General features: G+C 40.4%; 19 protein-coding genes and 1 other annotated feature. Of the genes, 2 read left to right on the plus strand and 17 right to left on the minus strand.

What is annotated here, in order from left to right:
• The first annotated feature begins 212 nt into the window (after positions 1-212).
• Positions 213-1454 carry an NO-inducible flavohemoprotein gene (hmpA, locus tag CD001_RS01180; protein ID WP_096185822.1) on the plus strand — a complete coding sequence of 414 codons (1242 nt, stop codon included), beginning with the start codon at positions 213-215 and terminating at the stop codon, positions 1452-1454.
• 107 nt (positions 1455-1561) lie between these two features.
• Here the strand turns inward: hmpA and CD001_RS01185 are convergent, their stop codons facing one another.
• The 12 genes from CD001_RS01185 to CD001_RS01250 all read right to left on the minus strand — a co-directional run bounded on the left by CD001_RS01185 (position 1562) and on the right by CD001_RS01250 (position 16892).
• Entirely contained in the window at positions 1562-2740 is a 1179-nt protein-coding gene (locus tag CD001_RS01185) for an anhydro-N-acetylmuramic acid kinase (RefSeq protein ID WP_096185823.1), read from the minus strand.
• Complete coding sequence (locus tag CD001_RS01190) at positions 2730-3602, minus strand: MurR/RpiR family transcriptional regulator (protein WP_096190445.1); 873 nt, start codon at positions 3600-3602, stop codon at positions 2730-2732. Before CD001_RS01190 ends, CD001_RS01185 begins: the two co-directional genes overlap by 11 nt.
• Positions 3603-4562: 960 nt before the next feature.
• Positions 4563-6143, minus strand: a complete 1581-nt coding sequence (gene nagZ / locus CD001_RS01200; RefSeq protein ID WP_096185825.1) for a beta-N-acetylhexosaminidase — start codon at positions 6141-6143, stop codon at positions 4563-4565.
• A 56-nt stretch (positions 6144-6199) separates the two neighbouring features.
• Positions 6200-7033, minus strand: a complete 834-nt coding sequence (locus tag CD001_RS01205; protein WP_096185826.1) for a carbohydrate ABC transporter permease — start codon at positions 7031-7033, stop codon at positions 6200-6202.
• On the minus strand, positions 7030-7920 hold the full coding sequence (locus tag CD001_RS01210; protein WP_096185827.1) for a carbohydrate ABC transporter permease: 891 nt from the start codon (positions 7918-7920) through the stop codon (positions 7030-7032). The genes CD001_RS01205 and CD001_RS01210 overlap by 4 nt, the downstream gene beginning before the upstream one ends.
• Positions 7921-7999: 79 nt before the next feature.
• Entirely contained in the window at positions 8000-9382 is a 1383-nt protein-coding gene (locus CD001_RS01215; RefSeq protein ID WP_096185828.1) for a sugar ABC transporter substrate-binding protein, read from the minus strand.
• 84 nt (positions 9383-9466) lie between these two features.
• Complete coding sequence (murQ, locus tag CD001_RS01220; protein WP_096185829.1) at positions 9467-10384, minus strand: N-acetylmuramic acid 6-phosphate etherase; 918 nt, start codon at positions 10382-10384, stop codon at positions 9467-9469.
• Between the two features lie 896 nt (positions 10385-11280).
• Positions 11281-12153 (minus strand): IS3 family transposase, encoded by an 873-nt coding sequence (locus CD001_RS01230; protein ID WP_096185831.1) that lies wholly within the window; start codon positions 12151-12153, stop codon positions 11281-11283.
• Positions 12150-12473, minus strand: coding sequence for a transposase (locus tag CD001_RS01235; protein ID WP_096185832.1), 324 nt, complete (start codon positions 12471-12473; stop codon positions 12150-12152). The genes CD001_RS01230 and CD001_RS01235 overlap by 4 nt, the downstream gene beginning before the upstream one ends.
• Before the next feature lie 324 nt (positions 12474-12797).
• Entirely contained in the window at positions 12798-14357 is a 1560-nt protein-coding gene (locus tag CD001_RS01240) for a SpoIID/LytB domain-containing protein (protein ID WP_142303530.1), read from the minus strand.
• A gap of 451 nt (positions 14358-14808) precedes the next feature.
• The gene (locus CD001_RS01245; protein WP_142303531.1) at positions 14809-15369 is read right to left on the minus strand and encodes a hypothetical protein; all 561 of its coding nucleotides are present in this window, start codon (positions 15367-15369) and stop codon (positions 14809-14811) included.
• Positions 15370-15374: 5 nt separating this feature from the next.
• Positions 15375-16892 (minus strand): hypothetical protein, encoded by a 1518-nt coding sequence (locus CD001_RS01250; RefSeq protein ID WP_096185835.1) that lies wholly within the window; start codon positions 16890-16892, stop codon positions 15375-15377.
• Positions 16893-17189: 297 nt separating this feature from the next.
• Positions 17190-17442, plus strand: a binding site (T-box leader).
• 66 nt (positions 17443-17508) lie between these two features.
• On the opposite strand from CD001_RS01250, the gene CD001_RS01255 reads away from it, so the two are divergent.
• Positions 17509-18786, plus strand: coding sequence for an MFS transporter (locus CD001_RS01255; RefSeq protein WP_096185836.1), 1278 nt, complete (start codon positions 17509-17511; stop codon positions 18784-18786).
• A 331-nt stretch (positions 18787-19117) separates the two neighbouring features.
• On the opposite strand, the gene CD001_RS01260 is transcribed toward CD001_RS01255, so the two are convergent.
• The 5 genes from CD001_RS01260 to CD001_RS01280 form a co-directional block, all read right to left on the minus strand.
• Complete coding sequence (locus CD001_RS01260) at positions 19118-20350, minus strand: M14 family zinc carboxypeptidase (RefSeq protein ID WP_179298560.1); 1233 nt, start codon at positions 20348-20350, stop codon at positions 19118-19120.
• A 525-nt stretch (positions 20351-20875) separates the two neighbouring features.
• Positions 20876-21853, minus strand: coding sequence for a GNAT family N-acetyltransferase (locus tag CD001_RS01265; RefSeq protein WP_257009676.1), 978 nt, complete (start codon positions 21851-21853; stop codon positions 20876-20878).
• Positions 21854-21874: 21 nt separating this feature from the next.
• Positions 21875-23023 carry an exo-beta-N-acetylmuramidase NamZ family protein gene (locus tag CD001_RS01270; protein ID WP_096185838.1) on the minus strand — a complete coding sequence of 383 codons (1149 nt, stop codon included), beginning with the start codon at positions 23021-23023 and terminating at the stop codon, positions 21875-21877.
• Positions 23024-23029: 6 nt separating this feature from the next.
• Positions 23030-23989 (minus strand): N-acetylglucosamine kinase, encoded by a 960-nt coding sequence (locus tag CD001_RS01275; protein ID WP_096185839.1) that lies wholly within the window; start codon positions 23987-23989, stop codon positions 23030-23032.
• Between the two features lie 416 nt (positions 23990-24405).
• Positions 24406-25776, minus strand: a complete 1371-nt coding sequence (locus CD001_RS01280; protein WP_096185840.1) for a GntP family permease — start codon at positions 25774-25776, stop codon at positions 24406-24408.
• Between the last annotated feature and the right edge of the window lie 54 nt (positions 25777-25830).

Consider the following 25830-nt stretch of genomic DNA (forward strand, 5'->3'; position numbering starts at 1 on the left):
GTGTATTTAGAATATATGTTTTAAACGTAAAAATAGTGTTAAAGTGCGTGTTCAAAAAGGAGGATGAAAAGGACCGAGATTCGAAGGCGTAGTTTCGGGTACCGGAACGTGTGTAATTCATACGTGAGGGGCGGAAAAGCAAGCCAACGAAGAAATTCGATGTGTCACTTTCACTGGACTTTTTAAACAACTTCTTAAAGGAGAGATGAGCAATGACGACAGAAACGACACAGCTTGATGCAAAAACGATTGACATTGTGAAGTCGACGGTACCGGTTTTAGCAGAACATGGTGAAGAGATTACGAAACGTTTTTATGAAATGATGTTTACCAATCACCCAGAACTACTAAATATTTTCAACCACACAAACCAGAAACAAGGAAAGCAGCCGAGGGCTTTGGCAAATACAGTTTATGCCGCAGCACAGTATATCGATAATTTGGAGGCGATCTTGCCTGTTGTTAAGCAAATTGCCCACAAACACCGCAGTTTAGAAATTAAAGCAGAGCAATATCCGATTGTCGGAAAGCACTTATTACTAGCGATCAAAGAAGTATTAGGTGATGCGGCTACAGATGAAATTATTGAAGCTTGGGAGAAAGCATACGGAGTGATCGCAGATGTTTTCATCCAAGTTGAACGGGAAATGTATGCAGAGTCCGCTGCTAAATCGGGCGGTTGGAACGGCTTTAGACATTTTGTGGTAGAAAAAAAGGTGAAGGAAAGCGACGTCATTACTTCGTTTTATTTTAAGGCCAAAGATGGTGAATCTATTTCCGATTTTCTCCCAGGACAATATGTAAGCATTCGTTGTCACATCACTGGTGAGGAGTACACACACATTCGCCAATACAGCTTATCTGACTCACCAGGGAAAGATTATTACCGCATCAGTGTGAAGCGTGAATCGAACGAGCAAGTACCCGATGGGATCGTTTCAAATTATTTACACGACCATGTCAATGAAGGCGATGTCGTTGAATTGACTGCGCCTGCCGGTGACTTTGTCTTAGATGTCGAGGGGAAAAAGCCCGTTGCTCTTATAAGCGGTGGGGTCGGTTTAACCCCAATGATCAGTATGCTGAATACGATTGTTGAAAAGCAGCCGGAGCGAAACGTTACATTTATTCATGCTGCTCAGAACGGAGACGTCCATGCGCTTGATGAGCATGTGACAGAGGTGGCCCATAATCACGAAAATGTGGACTACTTCGTTTGCTATGAAAAACCGACTGAAGAAGACCGTCATTTGGATCGATTTGATAAAGAAGGCTACGTTGATTCAGAATGGTTAAAGTCGCTTTTAAAAGAAAATGATGTTCATCATACTGACTTTTATTTTTGCGGACCAGTACCGTTCATGAAAGTCATCCGCAAAGTATTGTCAGACTGGGGTGTTCCTGAAGAAAACGTTCATTTTGAGTTTTTCGGACCAGCAGACGAGTTACATTAAGAGGTTTGTTTGTGCAATGGTTTTCGGGTAATGTCCCAGAATCATCATTCAATAAAACAAAATGTAAAGTGACCGAACGGTTCGATGTCGGTCACTTTCGTTTTCGTTTATGGAAATGTCAACTTGCCCATGATCGTTCTTTTATTCGCTCCCGTCGCTGCTGGAAGGCTGTTCGGCTGTTGGCGAAGGAATTCGTTACCTAAAATCGCAAAGGCGATCGCTTCTTTCGCATCACTGGAGAAACCGATCGATTCCATTGATAAAACTGGGCGAGAGAGCTCATCATGTAAGTTTTTCATAATGAATTCGTTATGAACCCCGCCACCGCCAACGAATATTTCGTCAATGTTGTATTCAGGATCGAGCTGTTCCTTAATCGTTTTTGAGATCGCTCGAACGGTATAATACGTCACCGTCGTTACAATATCTTCAAAGGAAAAACCACGGTTCTCCCCTTCTTCATACAACGCTTTCGCTCGTTCATGTGTATAAAGCTCGCGACCAGTGCTTTTCGGATACGGACGTGGAATAAATGGATCGCGAGCGATCATCTCTGTCAGCCAGTCTTCACGTAACGTTCCGCTCGATGCCATTTTCCCTCCATCATCATAATCATTCGCACCATTTGTGCCAATTCGAATCATCTCATCAATTAAGACGTTACCTGGACCGATATCAAATGCTTGGGTAGGCTGGTGGGAATCGTTGGATCTGGCTGGCAATACCGTAAGATTACTAATCCCGCCTATGTTGATCAATACGCGCCCCTTGTTTTCATCTGTAAAAAGAAGCTCGTCAACAAAAGGGACGAGTGGTGCACCTTGACCACCTGCAGCAAGATCGTTCGGACGGAAGTCTCCGACTGTGAGACAGCCTGTACGGTGGGCGATGACGGCCAATTCGCCAATTTGTAAGGTCGCAAAGCTTTCTGGCATATGATAAATCGTTTGGCCATGGGAACTAACGAAATCAATTTGAGCCATCGTTTTTCCTGCATGGTCGATTACTTTTTGTGCAGCTTTAGCCATTTTCTCCCCTAGCAATACGTTCATTTCACAGATGGTGTCGACTGAGGATGTTTCCGGTTTACAAAGTTGTAAAATACGCTGCTTAAGCTCACGGTCATAATGAACAGTTTCAAAATGAAGCAAGTTCACTTTCGTTTTTTCACCAAAACCGGTAATTTCAACGAGCGCTGCATCTACCCCGTCGACGGAAGTGCCTGACATGAGGCCAATCGCGAGGACACGGTCTTTTTTCAATGGGATTTCAATTTTATTTTGCATCGTTGCCCCCATTGCGTGACGGTTTACTTCGTTTCGCTTGGATAAACTTGATGGCATCACGCGTTTCGTCTAAATGACCGATTACTTCGTCATATTCTTTGTTGGCAACACTCATAAAGAGCATGTCGATGACGTGAAGCTGGGCAAGTCTCGAAGATGTCGCACCGCTTCTGAAGGTCGCTTCTTTTGAGATTGATGTTCGTAAACAGATTGATGCGACGTCCGCTACTACCGATGGACCGAACCTTGTCAATCCAATTGTCGTTGCCTTTTTTTCGTTGGCTAGTTGGAGGATCCGCTCTACTTCGTACGTGTTTCCGGAGAAGGAAATGCCACAGACGACGTCGCCTTCCTTTACGTTTGCGACATGCATCGCCGCAACGTGAAAGTCTGGAAATGCGGTCGCCCTTTTATTAATCCGGGAAAACTTAAGCTGGGCATCTTGAGCAATAATATTCGAGGCACCGACACCAAAAAAATGAATATTTTCTGCATGTATCATGGCTTCTACTGCTTTGGAAAGGTCATCTAAGTCAAGGATTTCTGCTGTTTCACGAAGCGTTTGAATGCTGTTATTTGTCATTTTTGAAACGACTTGTGATGAAGATTCGCCAGGTTGAATATCACGATATCCTTCTTGGCCGTTCTTTTGCAAATCTCCGGCTAGCCGTAGCTTCAGCTGTTGAAACCCTTTGAAACCAAGTGATTTGCAGAGGCGGATCACGGCAGCACTACTCGTTAAACTCCGTTCTCCTAACTGGGTCGCGGTGAGTGAGATCGTTTCATTCGGGTGAGCCATTATGTATTCGGCAATTTTCTTTTCAGAAGGCGGCAATTTGTTGGCCATTTCATTGATGATCATAAGTGCTCCAGAAGTCGATGAAGTCACGTGTGTCACATCCTTTGTTAAATTTGCTCGTTGAGCTACACAGTTTTTTCTTCCACGCGAAATACTTTCCGTACAAACGTTCATTTTCTTTTGCTACTTACTATCATAACAAGGAATCATATGATTTTTCTCGATTTATCTTTAAAAGTGCGTAAAAGTCCGGTTCGATTTGTGTTAACGTGGGGCGGACGGGCAATGCGGGGATTGCGTGATTGGCTCAGAGATTACGCAAAGTGGTGATGGGATTCCCCCTCCCCGTAACTGCGTGCCTTCTTCAGGATTGTACTATTATTCCACCTATAATTTCGTGAAGCCCTCAATAATCGTGCGATCATGCTAATAGTGCGCCTTGCTCAGGTTGTGGGATTACACTTAACTGCGTAAGTTCTCTCGTAATTGGTGTTCCCGTTAATGGTGCGTCTTCTTCAGGGTTGTGCGACTCATTAAAACTGCGTTATTTCGACTACACCTTAGCGAAACCACATTTCGACTTTTCTGGGCGCCAGGAATGCTGATCTCTTCGCTTGACGGTTCTATTTCCCCTTTTCGTGCCGTCAAGCATGCTGATCTATTCCCTTGACGGTTCTATTTCCACTTTTCGTGCCGCCAAGGATGACAATCTCTCCCCTTGACGGTCCCATTTCCACTTTTCGTGCCGTCAAGCATGCCGATCTCTCCCCTTGACGGTTCTATTTCCACTTTTCGTGCCGCCAAGGATGACAATCTCTCCCCTTGACGGTCCCATTTCCACTTTTCGTGCCGCCAAGCATGACGATCTCTCCCCTTGACGAATCTATTTCCACTTTTCGTGCCGTCAAAGGGCACACTCTCTCCTTTTGGCGGTGACGGTAAGATTACGCTGCTTCGATGGACACACATTTTCCAATTATCTTGCAGAGAAAGGAAGAAGCACAGCACTGTCTCTTCTGCTATTTATGACAATGTAACCGGCAGCTTTCCTTTTGGAAGCTTCTCTCCTCGCAATATGTCTGTTATTGCACGTAAAGTGCCGAGGCGGTTTTCGTAGCCAGTCATGAATATGCTTACTTCCGGGAACGTTTGGATATCATAAGGGCTGCGCAAGCCTACGACAATAAGATCAGGATTTGATTGATGTAATTGACGGACTAGCTTTTGCTGGTTCAAAAACATCGATGCATTATATGTGCAGACGAGAAGTTGCTCTGCATCACGAGACTTTTTAACGGCTTCCTCGACTTCCTCCTCAGAAAGATTAGGAGGGACCTCGATTTCGTTTACCGTGTAGCCTGCCTCTTGTAAACACGCTCCGAGAGTAGCAGATTCGTTAATTTTCTCATCTGCCTCCGATTGATTCACCGCACCTGTATAAACGACAGTAACCGGCTTGTTTTTATCGAGGATCAGCTTGTTAAGGTCACCTTTTATTAACGTAATGCTTTCTTCACGTACTTGTTTAACAAATTCAACATGTTTTCGTTGTTTTAATGTGCTCTGCGCTTGCTGCCACGTGTTCGTTGTATCGTCATGTAACGTTCTTTTTTCCTTTAACGAAAGGATTCGCTGAACAGACTGATTAATTCGTTCCTCCGTAATTTCTCCTGCTAAAACGGCTTGCTTCAGTTTTTCAATCGTTTCGACTTGGACGTCATACGTATGGCTAACGAGAACGACATCGACTCCTGCCTTTACGGCTTTGACCGCAGCATTTGCCGTTCCGAAATAGTCGGAGATTGCTTTCATTTCCATACAGTCTGTAAAAACGACACCGTTAAATTGTAGCTCTTGCTTTAGCAGTCCTGTGATAATTTTATAACTGAGCGTGCTTGGCAGCTTCTCTTCAAGTGCCGGGAACACGACATGAGCTGTCATAATGGCATCAACACCGGCTAAAACAGCTCGTTTAAACGGGAGTAGCTCAACGTCATGCATTCGTTTCATCGTGTGTGTGACTTGAGGTAAATCTAAATGAGAATCGACACTCGTATCACCGTGCCCTGGAAAGTGCTTCGCTGTCGCCACAACATTGCTTTGTTGATACCCTTTTATTTGCGCTTCTCCTAAAGCGGCAACTCGTTGCGGATGACTACCGTATGAACGGACGCCAATGACCGGATTCGCTGGATTGTTGTTAACATCAACACACGGAGCCAAATTGACATTTACACCTAATGCACGCAATTCCTGTCCGCTAATTTTTGCCGCCTCATAAGCGAATTCATCACGATCTGTTGCCCCGATTGCCATATTTCCTGGTATTAAGGTGACGTCGAGAATTCTTGCAACCATTCCCCCTTCTTGATCGATCGATACGAACAATGGGATTGAGGAATGATCTCGATTGAAACGTTGGAGGTCATTCGATAATTCGTATACTTGCTGAAGTGTATCAATGTTCCTGCTGAAATAAATGACGCCGCCAATATGATACTTTTCAATAAGTGTCTCTATTTCGTTCGTTCGGGAATGACCTGAAAAACCACACATGACCATCTGACCAATCTTTTCCTCTAAACTTAGCTTTGATATGTCCATGTTAAGACTGACCTCCTTTTTTCTAATGAGAAAGCCCCCTTTCGAGGGGGGAAGTGTCAAGTTTTTACCGATCCTTGTACTAATCCTTTTGTCATTTTTCGTTGGAAAAAAATAAAGAATAATAAAACTGGGATTGTTGCAATGGTTGAAGCGGCCATTAATCCGCCATAGTCAGCTGTAAATCGGCTGAAAAACTGCTGAAGAGCTAATGGCAAAGTTCGTAATCCATCGTCCTGGATAAACGTTACTGCAAAGACAAATTCATTCCACGCAGTAATAAAAGCGAAAATACTTGTTGCGGAAACCCCGGGCCATGCGAGTGGGAAGATCACCTTCCGGAACGCTTGCATGCGCGTACATCCGTCAATCATCGCAGCCTCTTCAATTTCAGCAGGAATCGATGAGAAATAGCTGCGAAGCATCCATATACAGAACGGCAACGCAAACGTTAAGTAAACGATGACTAAGCCAACTAATGAGTTTACAAGTCCTAGGCGGCTCATAACGATGAAGAGCGGAATTAACATGACGACTAACGGAAACATTTGCACACTTAAAATCATAAGTAAAATTCCATTTTTCCCTTTAATCGGAAAGCGTCCTAATGCGTAACCAGCTAATGCAGCAAGACCGGTTCCGAGGATTGTTACTGTGCCAGCGACTAGTAAACTATTTTTAAAATAAACCCAGAAATTCGCTCTGACAAAAATGTTGTAGTAATGCTCGAACGTAAGATTATGCGGCCATAATGTCGGCACACTGCTAAAGATTTCAGAGGACGGTTTTAACGAGCTTGTGACCATCCACCAAAATGGAAATATCGAAAAAATGAGGACAAAGACGGCGGCGACATATATGAAAAATTTTTGGACGGGAGTTTTTCGCTTCATGACTTTTTCACCTCTTTGTCTTCACGTAAAAAGTAAATGTAGATGACGATAAAGAACATTAACAAAATAAACATGAGCATCGCGATCGCTGATGCCATACCGAAGTTCAACGAATTAAAGGCTTCACTCCAGGAATATAATGCAAGGACATATGTACCTCTTGCCGGACCACCTTCTGTCATGACATATATTTGGTCGAAGATTTTAAAGTCCCATATCGTTGATAAAATAAATAGAATGAGTAGTAATGGTTTTAGCATTGGGAGAGTAATCTTCGTCAACTTATGCCACGCATTTGCTCCATCAATTTCTGCTGCTTCATAAAGTGTGTCAGGGATCGTTTGGAAGCCAGCTAATAACGAGACAGCGATAAACGGGAAGCTTTGCCAGACGATCATAAAAAAGATGACCGTAAATGCGGTGAACGATGAGTTAAACCAGGCGTACCCTTCGAACATACTTAAGCCGATACTCGATAAAAAATAATTGGCAATTCCGTATTGGTCATTGAACATCCAACGCCATACGATCCCGCCGGCTACTGCCGGAAATACCCATGGGATCAGGATGACAATGCCGAGAATCTTGCTCCCTCTAAATTTTGTATTTAACAATAAGGCGACTAATAACCCTGTGATCATCGTTCCAAATACACATGCTAGACCAAAAATGATCGTGTTCCTTGTGACTGTCCAAAAAAATGGATCTTTTAACGTTTCAGCATAGTTACTGAATCCGACCCATTCGGATACTCCAGTCATCAACGAATACATATTATATTCTCTGAATGACAGCACGAACGTATTAATTAAAGGATAAATCGTTAACCCCATAATTAAAATTAAGGCAGGGGAGAGAAGTATCCAAGGAAGCCAACGATTCTTCATGCTCTACAACTCCAATCTATTAAGGAGGGTGGCTTTGAAGATAACCTCTCCATTAGCCACCCTATATTCATGTTTTGATTTATTCTGTTTGGAAAGCGTTATTCATCGATTCAGCCATATCTTCCATTGCTTCTTCTGCTGTTTTTTGGCCTTGCATCACTTCTTGTACTGGTGCGACAAATAAGTTTTCCCCTTCAAACCTTCCCCAAGATGGGCTTGCTGGATATGAACGGCCATCTATCATTGCATCTGAGAAGATGCTGAGCATTTCATCATCTGTGAAAATTGGGTTTTCTAATCCTTCAAGTGTACCTGGGAAAAATCCGGTAAATTCTGCCCATTCTGTAATAAATTCATCAGAAACTAATAGCTCCAAATATTCGTTTGCTAATTCTTTGTTCTGTGATTGTTCGAAAACGGCTAAGTTTGAGCCGCCGACAAAGCTCGAATTTGATTCATTTCCTGGCAGTGGTGCAACACCGACTTTATCTTCAATATCTGGATTCTCACTGATCATCGCATTCACACCTGCAGGAAGGTCGATCGTCATCGCTAAATCTTCTTGTGCAAAAGCTTGTCGTGTCTCAAGGACAGACCAGTTCAAGGCTCCTTCTGGTACAAAGCCTTCTTTATACATGTTTGTGTAAAATTCCATTGCCTCAACTGCTTCTGGTTCATTTACTGTCGATACCCAGCGCATTTCACCGTCTTCATCTTCTTCCTGAACTGCTAATTCACCGCCAAAGTGCCATATTTTCGGTAAAATAAAGTGTTGTGAAATTCCGACTGCAGGATAAGCATAAGCGTCTGTATTGTTCACAATCGCTTCACTTACTTCCCAAAGCTCGTCAAAATTCGTCGGGACGTCTACACCTGCTTCGTCAAAAATGTCTTCATTATAAATTAACTGGCGAACTCCTGCATACCATGGAATTCCGTATAAGCTGTCATCATATGTGCCAACTTCCTCAAGTGCTGGAACCCATCCATCGGTCATTCCCCACTCTTGTACGACGTCATCCATGTTTGCTAATGCACCCATTGCTGCAAATTCAGGATTCCAAGTTGTCCCAAGTTCTGCGATATCCGGAGCACCTCCTCCAGCAATCGCTGTAATTAAATTTTGGTGTGCAGACAACCATGGAATAAACTGTACATTGACTTCGACATTTGGATATTGTTCATTAAATCTTTCATTCACGCGAGCAAAATACTCTTCTGCTTCTTCAGGTGATCCAGTTTCCATAATCCATACTCGAAGTTCAGCTTGTTCGTCTGATCCCGAAGCATCCGCATCTGCTTCAACTCCGTCATCTGTTTCTTCTTCTGAATCGACCTCATCCGTGTCTGTATCACCATCTGTATCTGCAGGTTCTGACCCGCCATCGTCTGAACATGCTGCTAAAAATAAAATCAACAATAACGACATGAAACCATTCTTAAAGATTTTTTCTGACATCATTGTACCCTCCCTATGAATATAGTCATTTATGTTTTTTTATTAAAACCTCGTTTTGTAGATAGCGCTTTCACTCTTTGTTAATTCTCATCCTTGCTTTTTTTCAAGGAGCGTGATCGCACTTCTAACATAACCTTCCGTAACATCTAGTACATGTTTCGCTTCGTCATACGTCACATTTGTTTTAATCATGACGATCGCAGCTTTAACATCTTGATTCGCATCGGATAGCGTAAGACCTGCTTCTTCGACGGAAACGTCTGTCACAGATGCAACAATTCTCTTTGCTCTTTCTATTAACTTATAATTGCTAGCGTTTAGATCTACCATTAAGTTTTCAAAGACTTTTCCAAGTTTAATCATCGTTGTCGTTGAAATCATATTTAACACCATTTTATGGGCGGTCGCTGCTTTTAATCGTGTAGATCCTGTGATCACTTCCGGGCCAACAATCGTTTCGATTGGGTGATCTGCAAGACACGCTATTTCAGAGCCTTGGTTACAAGTGAGTGAGATTGTTTTCGCGCCGACTTTATTTGCATACTTCAGTGCTCCCATCACATATGGGGTTCTGCCACTTGCTGCAATTCCGATAACGGCATCGTTTTTTGTGAGGCGTTCTGTTTTTAGGTCGTTTGCTCCTTCATCCTCGTTATCCTCTACTCCTTCTATGGCTTCAAACATCGCCTTTTTACCGCCAGCCATGACCGCTTTTACCATATCCGGATCAGTCCTGAAGGTCGGAGGACATTCAGATGCGTCAATGATTCCTAACCTGCCACTCGTCCCAGCACCGACGTATAGTAATCTCCCACCAGTTTTCAAAGCTTCATAGACTGCTTCCGTGGCGACTTCTACTTGAGGAAGAGCATCCTCTACGGCTTTTGCAACAGATTGGTCTTCTTTATTCATCAATGAAATAATTTCTCTCGTCGACAGTTGATCAATATTCATCGTTCGTTCATTGCGTCTTTCTGTCATTAAAGAAGATAGCTTATTTTCCATCTCATCACCAAATTTCATCTATGTGTCGTTTATTCTGAAATTTAATTTCAATTACAGTTTATCGGTTGTAAAATTAATTTTCAAGTACTTTTAGTAATTTTCGGAAAATTATTTCAGTCACTTGCTCTATATCTATTCCGAACAAGTGCCCACGTATGCTTCTTTCTAATGATTTACATGAGTTTTCCATTGCTCGGGGGATTTGGGGATGTTGATGGACTTTGGGGACTTGGGCGGACACTAGGGACCTTGGGAAACATAGGGACACTGACGATCCGAGCAAATTTGGCCGACATTGTGGTATGCTTTTGGGATCTTGAGGACACTGATGACCTCGGCCGACACTGGTATACTTTGGGGATCTTGAGGACACTGATGGCCTTGGAGGACACTGGTATGCTTTGGGGATCTTGAGGACACTGATGGCCTTGGAGGACACTGGTATGCTTTGGGGATCTTGAGGACACTGATGGCCTTGGAGGACACTGGTATGCTTTGGGGATCTTGAGGACACTGATGGCCTTGGAGGACACTGGTATGCTTTGGGGATCTTGAGGACACTGATGGCCTTGGAGGACACTGGTATGCTTTGGGGATCTTGAGGACACTGATGACCTTGGCCGACACTGGTGTATGCCTTGGAGGACACTGGATCCGTTAAAACGGTCAAAAAGCTAGTTTATCGAAGTTAAGAGGACACACTGGACCTATGTCAAGAAAGTAGACACCTAAATAACGAATTTTTGGATTTATAGTTGCTTTAACTAGTTGGCCTTTGTTCACCTTTCGAAAAGTATAGATAATTCAGCGGAAGCGTCAAGCCCAAACCGCTTGACCCCTCCACTTCATCATCTGTTTGATGGTTAGGTGAAGTAAGGGCCAAACTACTACTCGTATTAAGCAGCTTTCCTATCAAACTGCTTTGCATATTGCATTGGTGACAGGTATCCAATAGAACTGTGTATTCTTTTGCGATTATAGAAAAACTCAATGTATTGGAACATACTAGTATAAGCCTGCTCCTTGGTTTTAAACCGACGACCTTTTAATAATTCTTTTTTCAAAACACTAAAAAATGATTCTACACAAGCATTGTCATAACAATTGCCAGTACGACTCATACTAGCTTCCATACCATAACTTTCGAGTCGTTGACGATATTCTTTTGATGCGTATTGAGTACCTCGGTCTGAATGATGGATTAAGTCTTTGTTTGGATTTTTTGATTCATAAGCATTTTCCAGAGCTTCTAACACGATTTCATTTGCCATGTGACCTTTAAGACTCCAGCCAACAATTTCACGAGTACAAAGATCAAGGATGACCGCCAAGTATAATTTCCCCTGGCGACAAGGAATATAGGTAATATCAGCACCCCAAACCTTGTTAGGAGCTGCTATACGAAAGTTTTGATCCAATTTATTAGGAGCGATAGGATTTGCATGATTAGAATCTGTTGTAACGACCTTGAACTTCTTTGACACACAAGAGCGTAATCCTAGCTCATTCATATATTTACTAACTGTTCTTTGACTAACTTGATAGTTTTCTTTCCACAACATTTGGGTGATTTTCGGACTACCATAAATCCCATGACTATCTTTAAAATGGTACTCGATTCGGCCTTGAATTTCTCTTTTTCGAAGCTCTTGTTGACTAACCTCACGTTTTTTCCACTTGAAATAGCCACTCCGCGATACTTGCAGTACTTTACACATCTTCTTCACTGAAAATTCGGAGCTATGCTTTTCAATGAATTCGAACCTCATGGCCGTGGTTTGCTGAAGATGTGCACCGCCTTTTTTACAATTGCCAACTCTTCTTGAGTGTCTGCTAGTTTGCGGTCTTTTTCTCTTAATTGACGTTCTTGACCTCGTAACTGTTGTTCTAATTTACGAATACGTTCTTCACTTGCCAGTGGTTCATTATCAAATTCTCGATATTGAGTCATCCACTGATGTAGACAACTTAATGGAATATCTAATTCTTGTGCTATGTCTCTCATCGTTTTCTTTTGCTTCTGCTCTTGAGCAAATTTAACTGTTTGACGTTTAAATTCTTCACTATACCTTTGCCGACGTTCACCCATGGGAACCCCTCCTTGTATTATCATCTCATCATGTCCAATTATAATGTTCGTTAAAGGGGTGTCCACTTTTTATTCTATATTCACACGTTCCGCTATATTGCGATTATGGCTGGTTTTTCATATCTTTTTCATCAAATAGCGGATCCAATGTCCTTAAACACCGTAGAATTAGCTTTTTTTGAGTCAATAGCGGATCCTATGGCCGCAGAAAATCCGAAGACATGACAAAGTGCCTGGCACCTGGGAATCCTTTTCCAGGTGCCAGGCACTTGTTAAAAAATGGTTAAGAAATTTATGGTTAAGAGATGTATGATTAAGAGATGTTTAATAGATAGTTTCTAGGTCTATGTCTGTGTAGTAGTGTTTGAGGATTTCTTCATAATCTGCACCTTTTTCAGCCATTCCTACTGCTCCTGTTTGCGACATGCCGACTCCGTGTCCCCAGCCGCCGCCATATGCTATAAAGCCGACAACTTCTTGAGATGGCCGCTCAACGACCGGTTCAATAAAGAACAATGTACTTAGCAGCGGGCTCATGTTTCCATCTTCATTAAAGTATTGGAGTGCCCAGCGAATTTGATCTTTCGTTTCATAGAAAGTTCCGTTCTCTGTCACAAATTCTATTTCATAGGCTCTCCCCGAACTTGAACGTTCGAGAACATTCATTTCATAAACGTCACCGACGTCCTCATTAAATCGGTCACTTAGCGCCTCTGTTATTTCTTCCATCGTCCACTCAAAATTCCAACGATGGTATCTTGACCAGTCAGATTCATAGGCACCATTATTTAATCCACGTAATGAACGGGCATTTCTACTATTTTTAAACACTTCAAGAGATGGAACGTTTTCTTGTGCATTTCCACGATTCGCATCAGGTACTCCACGTAAATAAGGGATAGCATCCGTATTCCAAACATCCTCATTATTTGCGGTATGCCCGCCGCTCGTAGAATGATAGACAGCTGTAATGAACTCTCCATCGTAAGTTGCGACAACTCCTCTTGTGTCATCGATAGCTTCATTTGAAATTGGATGTTCATCATCAAATCCGCCATACACTTGGTCTGCTGTTGTTGGCAGCAAGTCATAGCCATTGGAACTATGCTTTCCGAGGTTTGCTAGTGCATACGTCCTTGCAGCGATCGCTTGTGATTTTTGTGCTTCTAATTGGGCATATGGATTCGGTGGCAATTCTCTAGGAACGACACCATACAAGTATTGCTCTAAAGGTAACTCATTAATCGCAGCTAACGTTCCTGCGCTATTAAAGTTTATTTCTGAAACGCCTCGATAACGATCTCCATCTACGAATACAAGATTATCATCAGCTTGCAAAACGATTGCTCCTTCATACGTAAATTCACCATTAATAGTAAGAGACGGTTCTCCTTCTGATGTCGTCATTTCCCGCCAAAATGCATCGTTTTGTGCAAGACCTTTTTCAATGACTTCTTGCCTGAAAGCTTCTCTTTCTCCCCATGGAGTATCTAACGGGAATTCCCCGATCAACATTCTGTAGCCACCATCATAAGGTTCCACATATGTGACATACCCTTCCTCTTCTGCTTGAGAAAGCCAATCTTGTAAGGCTGATTCATTAGTCGTCCACCCTGTTTGCAGACGGAACCATGTCTCAATTTCACCTTGCGATTGAAGCTCTATTTCAACTTGTTCATCTTCACCTTCATATAAGAGAAAACCGTTTTCCTTTGATTCAATTTGAAAATGTGCATCGCTTCCGATTGTCACAGACGTTGCTTCTGGTACAACACCAATGCGAATCATTTGCTCTTCTTCCTCTGCAACAACTACTGATAAATTTGAAAAAACGAATGACATTCCAACAACGAGTGCTAAAAAGATTTTCATAGACTCACTCACCTATACCACCCCTTCAAAGGTTTTTCATATGTACGATTCAACCTTAAAACTGGAAAAACCTTTTATAATTTTAAGAATAATCAAAAAATTAAATTTCAGTAGATTTGACCTATTCGTTTTTACTACTGACGGTAGAAGGAAGTGGTAACTTTTGGTTGGTGAATTAGCAACGTGGTCCATAATATAGTATGGCAGGTTTCCTATTTTCATTTTTAAAAAAGAGAGTTCCCGTTTTTTCATGATCGTCGTTTCTATAGATTGTTTGTGAAGTAAAAAGATCTGATCGACAAATATATTGAGACAACAATCACTTGATACTTTGAAACAACACTTTTCAGTTTACTAAGTAGTCACACCTACCTCTTTTCATACAAAAAAACTAACCGAAATGGTTAGCAAATATCTCTCTTAATTTATAGGTATCATTCCTACCACAAAAGACGAAGAAGTATTATTCACAGTAATTATGCTGCAAACGCCAATTTTCCTGTAAATCAGTTAAAATTAAACTTCGACTATCCTTCAAGGATTCATTATTTTCATGAAAGGAAAGGGCGCTCCTATAATCATATAAAACATCTAGTATATCATCTTTATTTAGTAACTCTTTTTCACAAAATTGAACGGGATTACCTGTTTCATAAAATTCCACAATTTGACTTAATAATAAACTTAAATAGTGACTTTGCCTATAAACATCATGATACATTGGCTCACTTGTTTTCGAAAATGAAGACGTCAAATAGTCAATATAAATTGAATTAATATTTCTATATTCTCTATAATTTAATTCAGCCCTCTTTAAACGATCTTCATTAACTATTTCTTGTTCAAGAATATGAACAAAATTATCAATTATATACCTACTATTATGTAGACTATAAGCTAACTCTATTTTCGTATATTCATCTACTTCTACTAACGTATTATTTAATTGATAATTTTTATATAGTAGATAGAAACAGAAGAGAGAGATTATACATATTAGCGTGATTAGTATTTTCTTATTCACTTTAATCATTCCACCGTGTACACTAAATTCTTTGTTTTATTTACTGTCTCCGCATGTGTATAAGAACCCCAGCGATTTCTAACGTATATGTCAAAATCAAATTGATGTGTAACTCTTCTAGACAAATTAGATCTTCTGTAAGTTAATTCCCCGTCTTCACTCACATCCTGAGGAACAATACCTTGGTAATTAATACCTGCTCTATCCCCAACAATACGCAGACTGTCTTCTACATCTATTCTGAGGTCTCTTATAGTTCTTTGGTATGAGTTAACTTGAGCTTCTACTGTTGTCGGAAAGTTCATTGTCTCTCCTGAAAATGGTTCTTCTTGATAGGTAACAATATTTCGAACATTATTAATAGTTGCATAGTAATTACCGAAAGGAAGGAGACCAATAACTGAACTAAAATTAAATGAGTATGAACCATTAACTTCTACAAATGACCTAGCTGAATAAAATATATCCGCTATATTGGGGTAGACAACTTCCAAAGTTATATTATCTAGCCGTATATATGATTCATCTGCAAATGGTACTATTTCCCCTGTCTCCTCCAAATACAAATACCGTCCATCATTAGTTATTTGTAAATGCAAGAAACTATTATTAGTTACATTTGTCCCTTCAGCTAAATCATCAATATGCCCAATTGGCCACACCCACTTTATTACATCTGTTAAAACATTTTCTGATATCACGGGCCAATTAGTTGAAACTTTATAATAACCCCAATCATTACTATATGTTGTTAACCGACTATCAACTCTTTTAAAATTGTAATCTGGGACATCGGGAATAATACTTCCTTGCACACTTATATTGCGTTCTTCACCTTCCTTTTCATTAATTATAGGATTAACTTCTTTTTCAACAAAAGGGAAAAACCAATTTTCATTAGAAAATAATACATCTTTTTGCTCTTTTAAGTTATTAAGTTCTTTACTTTCACTAAAACTAAGACTTTCTTTATTATCAAGATTTGATATTAACCCCTCTAAGTTGATTGAATCTTCTTCGACAACTTTTTTGTAACTCCTTGGTAATTCACCTTCAAAATAAAGGATTTGTTCGTTCTCATTAATACCTACCGCTAATTTAAGAACCACCTTATTTTCCAAGTCATAATTAATTGGCAAAAGTAATGGTTTAAATGCACTTTCTTCTATAGTTGCAGATAATATATTATATGCACTATCTGTATTTTTGAAATCTATAACTTTTGCATTAGATTCTTTTAAAGCGAGGTTTAAAGAATCATATATTTCGCCTGAAGATTCAATTATTAACTTCCCATTTGGATAATCTATTGTCCCCTCAAGAAACACCTTGCCATTTTCATAAGAAAAATCCTCCAATTGTAACCTTGAATCTAAATCACTTTTTGAATTTAATCCATGAATTTGGTCATCATAGAGTACTCCTAAAATTTCATCATCATTTTCTGCATAGACAGTGTAATTTGAAAAAATTACTATACCTATAATTATTGCTAATACAAAACAATTAGAAATTTTTATCATTTTTCCCTCCATTAAACAAAATTTATTAAAAATTCCAATAAATTAACTATAAAATAAATCTAACAAACATTCAATTTTTTTAAAGTATTTTTTTAAAACAGTACCTTTATCACACTTTTAGCAAATGACGAAAAAAAACAGACTCTGTGATATTTGATTCCTAATCAAGAAAGATATTTAATGTTACTATTTACATTAAGGTAAGAAACACACAGGAATACCTAGAGTAGTCTGAGAGCAAATCTGTAAAATTTTTCTTGAAGCTCACATCATTTCATGTTAGTATTACAAAAATTACTAAATGCAATGATGAGAAGAGTAGATAAATAATTTCTTTACAGAGAGCTCCGGGAGCTGAAAAGGAGTAAGAATGATTTTATTGAACCAAGTCTCTGAGTAGTACACTGGATCCTTTATGGTGATAGTGTAACGGGAGCTCCCGTTATAGAGCTAGGGTATAAGCAGCTTCTTTGCCGTACCCGAAAAGATTAATATGGTGACGTATTAATAAACTGGGGTGGCACCGCGATTCTATAATCTCGCCCCCAAGACTGATGTCTTGGGGGGCGGGATTTTTTATTTTCTAGAAAAAATCACTTAACAGGGAGGACTGGAATTGGATTTTAAAAAAATTATTCATTCGTGGAAATATCCAAGTATTTTATTGTTTGGTATTGGTATTTCAAATATTGGAGCGTGGATCTATTTTATTGCATTAAATCTAATTGTTTTTAATATGACTGGTTCTGCATTGGCAGTTGCAGCACTCTATATCATTAGACCTTTAGCAACGTTATTTATTAACTTATGGAGTGGTAGTTTTATTGATCGTTTGAATAAAAAATACGTCATGATTTTTTTAGATATTTTGCAAGGAACACTAATCGTTTGTTTAGCGATTTTTTCGACTTCGTTATGGATGATCTACGTTCTTGTCTTTTTAATTAATATGGCTTCTTCTGTATATGAACCAACATCATTTAGTTATATTACGAGGCTAATCCCACGAGAAAAAAGACAAAGATTTAACTCTTTAATAAGTCTTATAGATTCAGGAGCATTTTTCATTGGACCTGCCGTTACTGGGTTGTTATTTATGATTGGATCCCCCATTTATGCAATTTACATGAACGCTTTAGCGTTCTTCTTTTCAGCTATCGTAACTTTATTTATGCCAAATGTAGAGAAGAACGATATTAAAAATATAACAACCGAACAAAAATTGTCCTTGAAATTACTAAAAGAGGATTGGATTGTTGTTTTGCAGTTTAGCCGTAAGTTTATATATGTAATGACGATTTATTTCTTATTTAGTGTATTTATCGTCATGCAAACAGCTATTGATTCACTTGAAGTTGCATTTTCAAAAGAGGTCATTTCTCTTTCTGATAGCGAATATGGTTTTCTCGTAAGTATTGCAGGAGCAGGTATTTTAGTAGGAGCATTAATCAACGTCATCTTCACGAAAAATCTAGCAATTTCTATGTTAATCGGAGCTGGAGCTGTCATGGTTTCAGTAGGTTATATTATTTTTGCGTTCTCCAACCATTTTTTAATTGCAGCGATAGGCGTATTTTTGTTGGCATTTGCTAATGCCTTTGCAAACACAGGTTTTTATACATTCTATCAAAACAATATTCCAGTAGAAGTAATCGGAAGAATAGGCAGTCTTTATGGGTTTGTTGAAGCTTTTTTAATTATTATTGCAACAGCTATCTTTGCAATAGGTGCTCAAGTTCTTTCCATACAAGTTACTGTAATAACAGGTGCACTAATGATGTTCGTATTAACAATCGTATTATTTAGTCTTACTTCTCAACCATCAAAAAATAAGTTTTATAAAACTGTACCAGAGGACATGAGAACAAGCGATAGTTTGTCTAATCAAGCATGATTTGTCCTTCAAGTTATCTTTGTTATTTCGTGTCATTTCCTTTATAACGGAGGAAGGTCGTTCAGCAAGCAATTTTGAAGGGAATAGAGTTCAATTCTCCTTATCCTTATCTGCAAGCAAATGATGCTTGCCTGCTGTTCACTTAGTGCAAATCATAGTGGCGAAAGCCTTTTAAAATGAAGACAAGTGCCTGGCACCTGGATATTTATCCCAGGTGCCAGGCACTTGTAAAAAATTAGGTAACAATGGAATGGGATTCCATTATGCCCTGGTGTTAAATGTGATCACGCGTGCGTTTTTGTTTGCCCGACACACACGATATTCTAATATGTTAGTTCGGTCTTCCGATACTTGGGCTTCCGTAAGGGATTTCCTCATCGTAAAATTCAGGGTCGATCTCATACACTTCTCCCGTTGCAAAGCCGCGTAATGTTTCATAAAGACCGATATAAGATTGCTTCGTATACTGACCATTTGCTTTTTGACCAGTATGTCCATATGGGTGCTGCTGTCCACGTGTTTCATAAAGCATGATAGCTGCACCATTCATGGAGTAACTCCCTAAAGCTGTACCAGGCAAGTTTACCTCAGGATATCTTGAAACAGCTGAAAATGGAGAATTTCCTTTTTGTAAAGATTGATAGACGAGGCTATTAACTTGTTTTGATAGATTTAGGGAATCCTCTTCGAGCTGATAATCTACACCATCATAACTGACCATTGTATCATCATTAACGACTTGAGCAATGACTTGTAGTGTATTTAAGCTGTCATCCTCTTCAGACACGACATTACTATATCTGTGGTGATGATCGATAAATAAATCAGGCTGTAGTTCCGCAAATACATCTCTAGATGCACGAGCTTCTGGAGTCGCAAATACACCAGGCTGAGAGCTGACACTTGGGATTAAATCTGCCGTTTCAGGACTTAACTCTAAATCTAAGTGCGGATGAAAATCTCGGTTTACATCAAAACCCATTTCCCCGCTAACAGAATCCGGACGGTAATACCAAGGAGCTGACGTTCCTTCGTCTAATCCGTATTCAGCTGGATCCCACGTTTGAATATTCTGTCTCTGTTTTGATTGTCCATTTGGTGTATCAAAAATGACCGCACCATCTGGGTTAAGCATTGGGATAAACCATACAGTGACATTATCTAAAATTTCCACGATATCTTTATTGTTACTCATCGCAAGCTGCTGAATGAGGTCAATAGAAGCCTCTGTTCCTAACTGCTCATCACCATGAATTTGCGTTTGAATGAAAACTTTAGGGTTATCAGTGTCCGCTTCACCAAATTTAACAGCATAAATCGGGTATTCATATGTAGCAGAATGACCTACCACTTCCAGATCCATACGACCATCTCTTGCACGTTCATTAATTTGGTGTAATTTTTCCTCTAATTGCTCAGGTGACATTAAGCTTTCAAGCTTTACTTCTTGATTAGGCTGAATCCATGGTCCATTCGGCTTTGATTGTGGTTCAGCAAATGCAGAAATACTAAAAGAAAATAATAATAAAAATGTCAATAATGCTGAAAAAGCTGTTTTTCTCACTATGACCGCCTCCATTAATAAATTTACCTTGCTAGCAACGATTACAGTAGAAATTGTTAGTTATTTTTCTACCGTTTTTAACGAAAAGTATTTCACCTCTCTAAAATTTAGTTTATCAAAATAAATACCGTTTGGATTTGTAACTTTCTGACAATTCAGAATAATGGTAAGGGAGGTGTGGGGACAAGTTCTCATTATAATCAATATCGTTTACAGCAATCGACAAAGTTCATGAATACTCCCTACTATTCGAGTCTATTTTTGCATTCCCTTTAGTCTAAACACGAAAAAAAGGTAAAAATGTCTTAATAAACTTCCAGTCGAGCTACAAGAAAAGCGCAAGGCAGCCTAACGTTGATATTCTTTACTTGTGACTAGTTATCACTGGAGAACTATAGGACGATATCTTAAAAATGGCTTGTTTTAGCAAGCGAATGATGCTTTTACAGTTATACGATCATCCATAGGTTGTATAATACAAAAAACCTCCAAACCTTCATAAAAGTTGGGAGGCAGAATGTTGATTTATTCAACTGGGTTCAGATTTTTTTCAAGTTGGTCATATTTCCATATGATCTTAAAATCAAATTTTTGATAGAATTCTATATGCTCAGTCCAATCGATTAAGAGATAGTCAACGCCTCTTTTTTTCAACGTAGTCAACGCAGCTTGAACGACACCCGCTCCATAGCCTAGTCCGCGGTATGTACGGTCTACACCTAATGGACCAATCCCGCCAAGCTTCCCATCAAAATGAGGAGCCCAATAGACATTTTGGGCAATCACCGGTGAATCTGGATCATTGATTCGGCAAAAACCAATGATGCGATCTTCTTTCTTAATCACAACGTATTCTCTTCCAGTTCCTCCGAGTTGAAAATACTTGATCGCTTCATATTCCCAACGTCCGGGAAAGGTGTCATGTATAAAAGCAAGAAAACGTTCTTTGTCATCAAGCGTCAGGATGCTGAACGACGTTGCTTCAAAACTTGGCACCGGCTCAATGCCTTTTCCTTTTTCACTCCGCATGAAGTCGACAACTGTCTTTGTACAGCTATAGCCTCGTCTTTCAAACCAAGCTCGCGTTTCAGTCATCGTAGATGGTATACCTGGAAAGTAGTGAAATGGATCACGTCCTAATGCGATTTTCTTCACACCTGTATTGAATAAATCAACTTCAGCCTTTTCAAGCAATTCACTCCCTAACCCTTGTCTGCGAAACGTTGAATCGATGAGAAGACATTGAATCCAGGCTATGTCTTTCGCAAGTAATTGCTTGGCTTCCTCGGATTGAGTACATTTTGCGACAAGGACACCGATGCATTCGTTGTGGTCGTTTAATATAAACGATGAAGCAGGTCCAAACACGCTTTCATCTTCGACACTGTTTTGCTTAAACAGCGCCTCTCGCATCGGAAATTCACTGCCAATTTCTCGATTCCAAAGATTACAAATTGATTGGACGTGCTCCTCTTTCATTTCATCCCAAGCATACGTTTTCATGACTTCCTCCCCTTTTCCCGTTTAATAAAGTAAAAATTTTTCCCGCAGCTTTTCAAATCGTTCAGCTTCTTGTTTTTTCGAATTTATCCATTCTAGGAGCGATCCCCCTCGTTCCACGTGTTTTCTCACCTCATCTGTTCCACTAATTAAATCAATAAAGTAACGTCCATTAATGGGCTCGGTCCAACTGAATTTTTCGGTATAAAGGGTATTGATTGAGTCGATCATTCCGAGAGCCGTCCTGATCGGTTGAAAGTCGTTGAAATCATCAATATGAATGTCTAACCCTTGGCACAATTCGTCCTGGTATTTCGACGTTAGAGGAGTAAACGTGACAGGGCGAACGGTCACTGCTGGTAGACGCAGTTTATCAAATTCCTTTTTTAAGGCATACGCATCTATCCAAGGTGCACCGATCCATTGGAACGGAGCGGTTGTTCCTCTCCCTTCAGAAACATTCGTTCCTTCAAAAAAACAAGTGCCTGGATAGAGAGCCGACATCGCTTTCCCCGTTGCATTCGGTGATGGCATAACCCAAGGCAGACCGGTCTCATCGTACCAAGTGTCGCGAGTCCAGCCTTTCATTTTTACAACAGTCAGTTCGACATTCATGTTGTATTCGCTATTAAAATATTGGGCTAGTTCGCCGACCGTCATCCCGTGCCTAATCGGTAAACCGTATTTTCCGACAAATGATTCGAACTCCGGCTCGACTATATTTCCGCACACTGCTGTTCCGTTAATCGGATTCGGTCGATCGAGCACATAAACTTCGATGCCGTGCTTACCTGCTTCCTCCATGCAATAAGCAAGCGTGTAAATGTAAGTATAGAACCGAACACCAAGGTCTTGTATATCAAAAACGAGGGCATCAAGCTGACGCAGCATGTCGTCAGTCGGCCGCCTATGCTTCCCGTAAAGACTCATGACAGGAATTCCTGTTCTGGAGTCGACTTGATCGTCCACCGTTTCACCAGCTGCGATATCACCTCTCACTCCATGTTCAGGGGCAAAAATCGCCTTAATCTGATAGTCTTGCTCAATGAATCGGTCCAAACTAAGCTTGAGATCGGAGTCCACCGATGTATGGTTTATAATTAATCCAATATTTTTTCCGTCTAATTGCGGCTGACCTTCTTCTAGTAACCGAGCTAGCCCAGTTTTAACCATTGCGATTCATCCTTTCTCCTTTAATGCCGCTGCGAAATCGTCCAGTTCATCATTTTTTCCTACAGCTTTTTTCGCTGCAATAACAGACCCAATTACAGGCTCAGCGTCAGGGACGAGCCACTCTGTCGCCCAAATCTGCTTGAGCTTTGGTAAAAATAAATCCTTTCGTTTCATTAAACCACCGACTAATACGACTGGGACTTCTTTTTGACAATCAGAATCAAACAACGGCATTGCTACCATTTTTACTGACTGGACAATTTCTTCACAAGCCTTGTCTATCATTAATAATGCCACTTCATCCTTTCGTTCAGCTTCGTCTAAAATGAGTGGAGCTAATGAAGCAATTGGCTCTCGTGATTTATCAAGATCATAAATGATTGGAATTAGCTGTTGCGGCTCGCTGACATTAAAAAAGGTAAGAATTTTTGTTGAAAGTGCAGAAGCTCTCTTTCCATAGTCGTGTTCATAAAATAAAGTTTTCAATGCTGCCAAACCAATTCCATAGCCACTTCCTGAGTGATCGAGTAAATACCCCCACCCACCAACACGCTTCGTTATGTTCTTTTCGTTCATGCCAAAAGTAAGCGATCCTGTCCCAGCAATATTGACAATCCCTGGCTTTCCATCTGTTCCCGAATATAATGCTGAAATGGCATCATAAGAAATCGTGACTTTCGTGTTTGGATGTGAAGCATTCTTTAATAAGCCGATAAGTCTTTCCTCATTCGTCAGTCTTGAATAGCCAGACATTCCTGCAAAAATAGAAACGACGTGCTGAAAATGAATGTCAGTAGACTCTCTCAACTGATCTAGTAAACATTGAAATCTCCGTTCAACCGTTTCTGCACGAACAGTTGTCGGATTCGTTGCCCCTTCCAATGCTTTTGCTAACACATTCCCTTCCTCATCACAGAGCAATGCCGCTGTTTTTGTTCCACCACCATCGATTCCGATGTAATACACCGATGACCATCCCCTTTTTTCCCCTGAAACGCAATTAGCGAAATTTTATTTTAAATATATTGTATATTCAATAAAATAAAATTACTACCCAATCCAGGAATATCTTTTCGTACGATGGCATTTCGGTTTATTCGGTGAAATTTTTAGTTTATCCGGTAAAATTATCGTTTTATCCGCGAAAAAGAGGGGTTTATCCGCGAAAAAGAGGGGTTTATCCGCTAACTAGAATAATTCTAATTTGTCCGACATGCCGCACATGCCCGACATACCGCACCTACTCAAACCTCTGCTCAACCAACCCAACGCAAAACCAAACATATTGCCCTCACTGACAGCATCTAAAGGCCAAAAACGCCAAAAGGGCGTCCGATCCCTTTTGGCGTCTCAACAAGACAAGCTTACGTATTGTTATCGTATTATCCGAAGAACATATTTGCGATGACGAGCATGACGAGTGCAACGAACCAGGCAATCGTCGTCGGTACTGACCAGACGAGAATTTGTTCTTTCACATTTTTAATGCCCATCATTCGGTTTACAACCCAGAATAGGCTGTCGTTAAAGTATGAGAAAATCATTGCACCTAGTGTCGCTGCTTGTGCTGCTAATACCATGTTAATATCCATGCCGGAAACAATCGGCGCAGAGATCGATGCAGCAGTAATCATTGCGACTGTACCACTACCTTGGATGAGGCGGACAATCGTCGCAATGAAGAAAGGTAATAAAACCGGCGGAAGAGCTGTCGCAGCAAATTGTTCAGCAATATAGTCACCGCTTCCGCTTTGTCTTAATACTTCACCTAACGCACCACCAGCTCCTGTAACGAGTAAAATGATACCTGCTGTTTTAATTCCTTCTTCCATGCGTTCAATCGCATTCGCTTGTGATACTTTTCCGAATAAACCATAAATAGCTACAATAAGTCCGAGTGCTACCGCGATGACTGGTGAACCGAAGAATTGAATATATTCGGCTGCAGTTCCTTCAACACCGAATGCAGAGACAGTAGTATTTGCAAAAATAAGAATAATCGGTACAAGAATTGGTGCAACTGATCTTGTTAATGATGGTAAATCTTTCTTTTCTTGCATTTCATAGTATTCTTCTAATGAACTTGGCATATCTGGACGGTGGAAATCGAGACCATCTTCAGTAGGAAGCTGGTAAATTTTCTTTCCGATCCATTTCGCGTACCAAACCCCAACGACAATCATTGGGACCGCAAATATGAGACCCCAAAGGAGCATTAAACCGACATCAACGTTAAAGATTCCGGCAACCCCTAATGGACCTGGAGTTGGTGGCACAGCATGGTGTGTCGCTGCTAAACCGACACCTAATGCAACACCTAGACCGACGACGGATTTTCCAGTTTTTGTTGAAAGCGCTTTTATTAAAGGCATTAAAATAACAAATGCTGAGTCTACGAATATTGGAATAGATACGACGTAACCAGCCATCGCCATTGCCCATTCTTCGCGTTTTCTCCCGAGCCATTTAATAAAGGAATAGGCCATCCTTTCGGCGGCGCCCGACACTTCGAGTATCCTTCCCATCATGACCCCTAATCCGATGACAATACCAATTGTACTTAATGTGCTGCCAAACCCTTCTGTAATCGCATTCACGACATCAGGAGCCGGCATGCCCCCGACGATACCTGTTACAGATGCGGAAATGAGTATGGCGAGAAAAGCATGAATTTTTGTTTTTAATACGAGAGCAATCAGTAAGAATACCCCGATAACTAACCCGAGTATCATTTGGCCTCCTGATACTTCCATGTTTCCCGTCCCCTTTCTATGAGCCTTGTAATCTATGAAATTGCCCGCCCTTGC

This window comes from Evansella halocellulosilytica (assembly GCF_002335745.1).
Taxonomy (GTDB): domain Bacteria; phylum Bacillota; class Bacilli; order Bacillales; family Salisediminibacteriaceae; genus Bacillus_CA; species Bacillus_CA halocellulosilytica.

Coding starts and splice junctions, on each gene's coding strand:
- hmpA (WP_096185822.1), top strand. CDS start 213: ATGACGACAGAAACGACACAGCTTGATGCAAAAACGATTGACATTGTG.
- CD001_RS01185 (WP_096185823.1), bottom strand. CDS start 2,740: ATGCAAAATAAAATTGAAATCCCATTGAAAAAAGACCGTGTCCTCGCG.
- CD001_RS01190 (WP_096190445.1), bottom strand. CDS start 3,602: ATGATCATCAATGAAATGGCCAACAAATTGCCGCCTTCTGAAAAGAAA.
- nagZ (WP_096185825.1), bottom strand. CDS start 6,143: ATGGACATATCAAAGCTAAGTTTAGAGGAAAAGATTGGTCAGATGGTC.
- CD001_RS01205 (WP_096185826.1), bottom strand. CDS start 7,033: ATGAAGCGAAAAACTCCCGTCCAAAAATTTTTCATATATGTCGCCGCC.
- CD001_RS01210 (WP_096185827.1), bottom strand. CDS start 7,920: ATGAAGAATCGTTGGCTTCCTTGGATACTTCTCTCCCCTGCCTTAATT.
- CD001_RS01215 (WP_096185828.1), bottom strand. CDS start 9,382: ATGATGTCAGAAAAAATCTTTAAGAATGGTTTCATGTCGTTATTGTTG.
- murQ (WP_096185829.1), bottom strand. CDS start 10,384: ATGGAAAATAAGCTATCTTCTTTAATGACAGAAAGACGCAATGAACGA.
- CD001_RS01230 (WP_096185831.1), bottom strand. CDS start 12,153: ATGAGGTTCGAATTCATTGAAAAGCATAGCTCCGAATTTTCAGTGAAG.
- CD001_RS01235 (WP_096185832.1), bottom strand. CDS start 12,473: ATGGGTGAACGTCGGCAAAGGTATAGTGAAGAATTTAAACGTCAAACA.
- CD001_RS01250 (WP_096185835.1), bottom strand. CDS start 16,892: ATGATAAAAATTTCTAATTGTTTTGTATTAGCAATAATTATAGGTATA.
- CD001_RS01265 (WP_257009676.1), bottom strand. CDS start 21,853: ATGAAAACGTATGCTTGGGATGAAATGAAAGAGGAGCACGTCCAATCA.
- CD001_RS01270 (WP_096185838.1), bottom strand. CDS start 23,023: ATGGTTAAAACTGGGCTAGCTCGGTTACTAGAAGAAGGTCAGCCGCAA.
- CD001_RS01280 (WP_096185840.1), bottom strand. CDS start 25,776: ATGGAAGTATCAGGAGGCCAAATGATACTCGGGTTAGTTATCGGGGTA.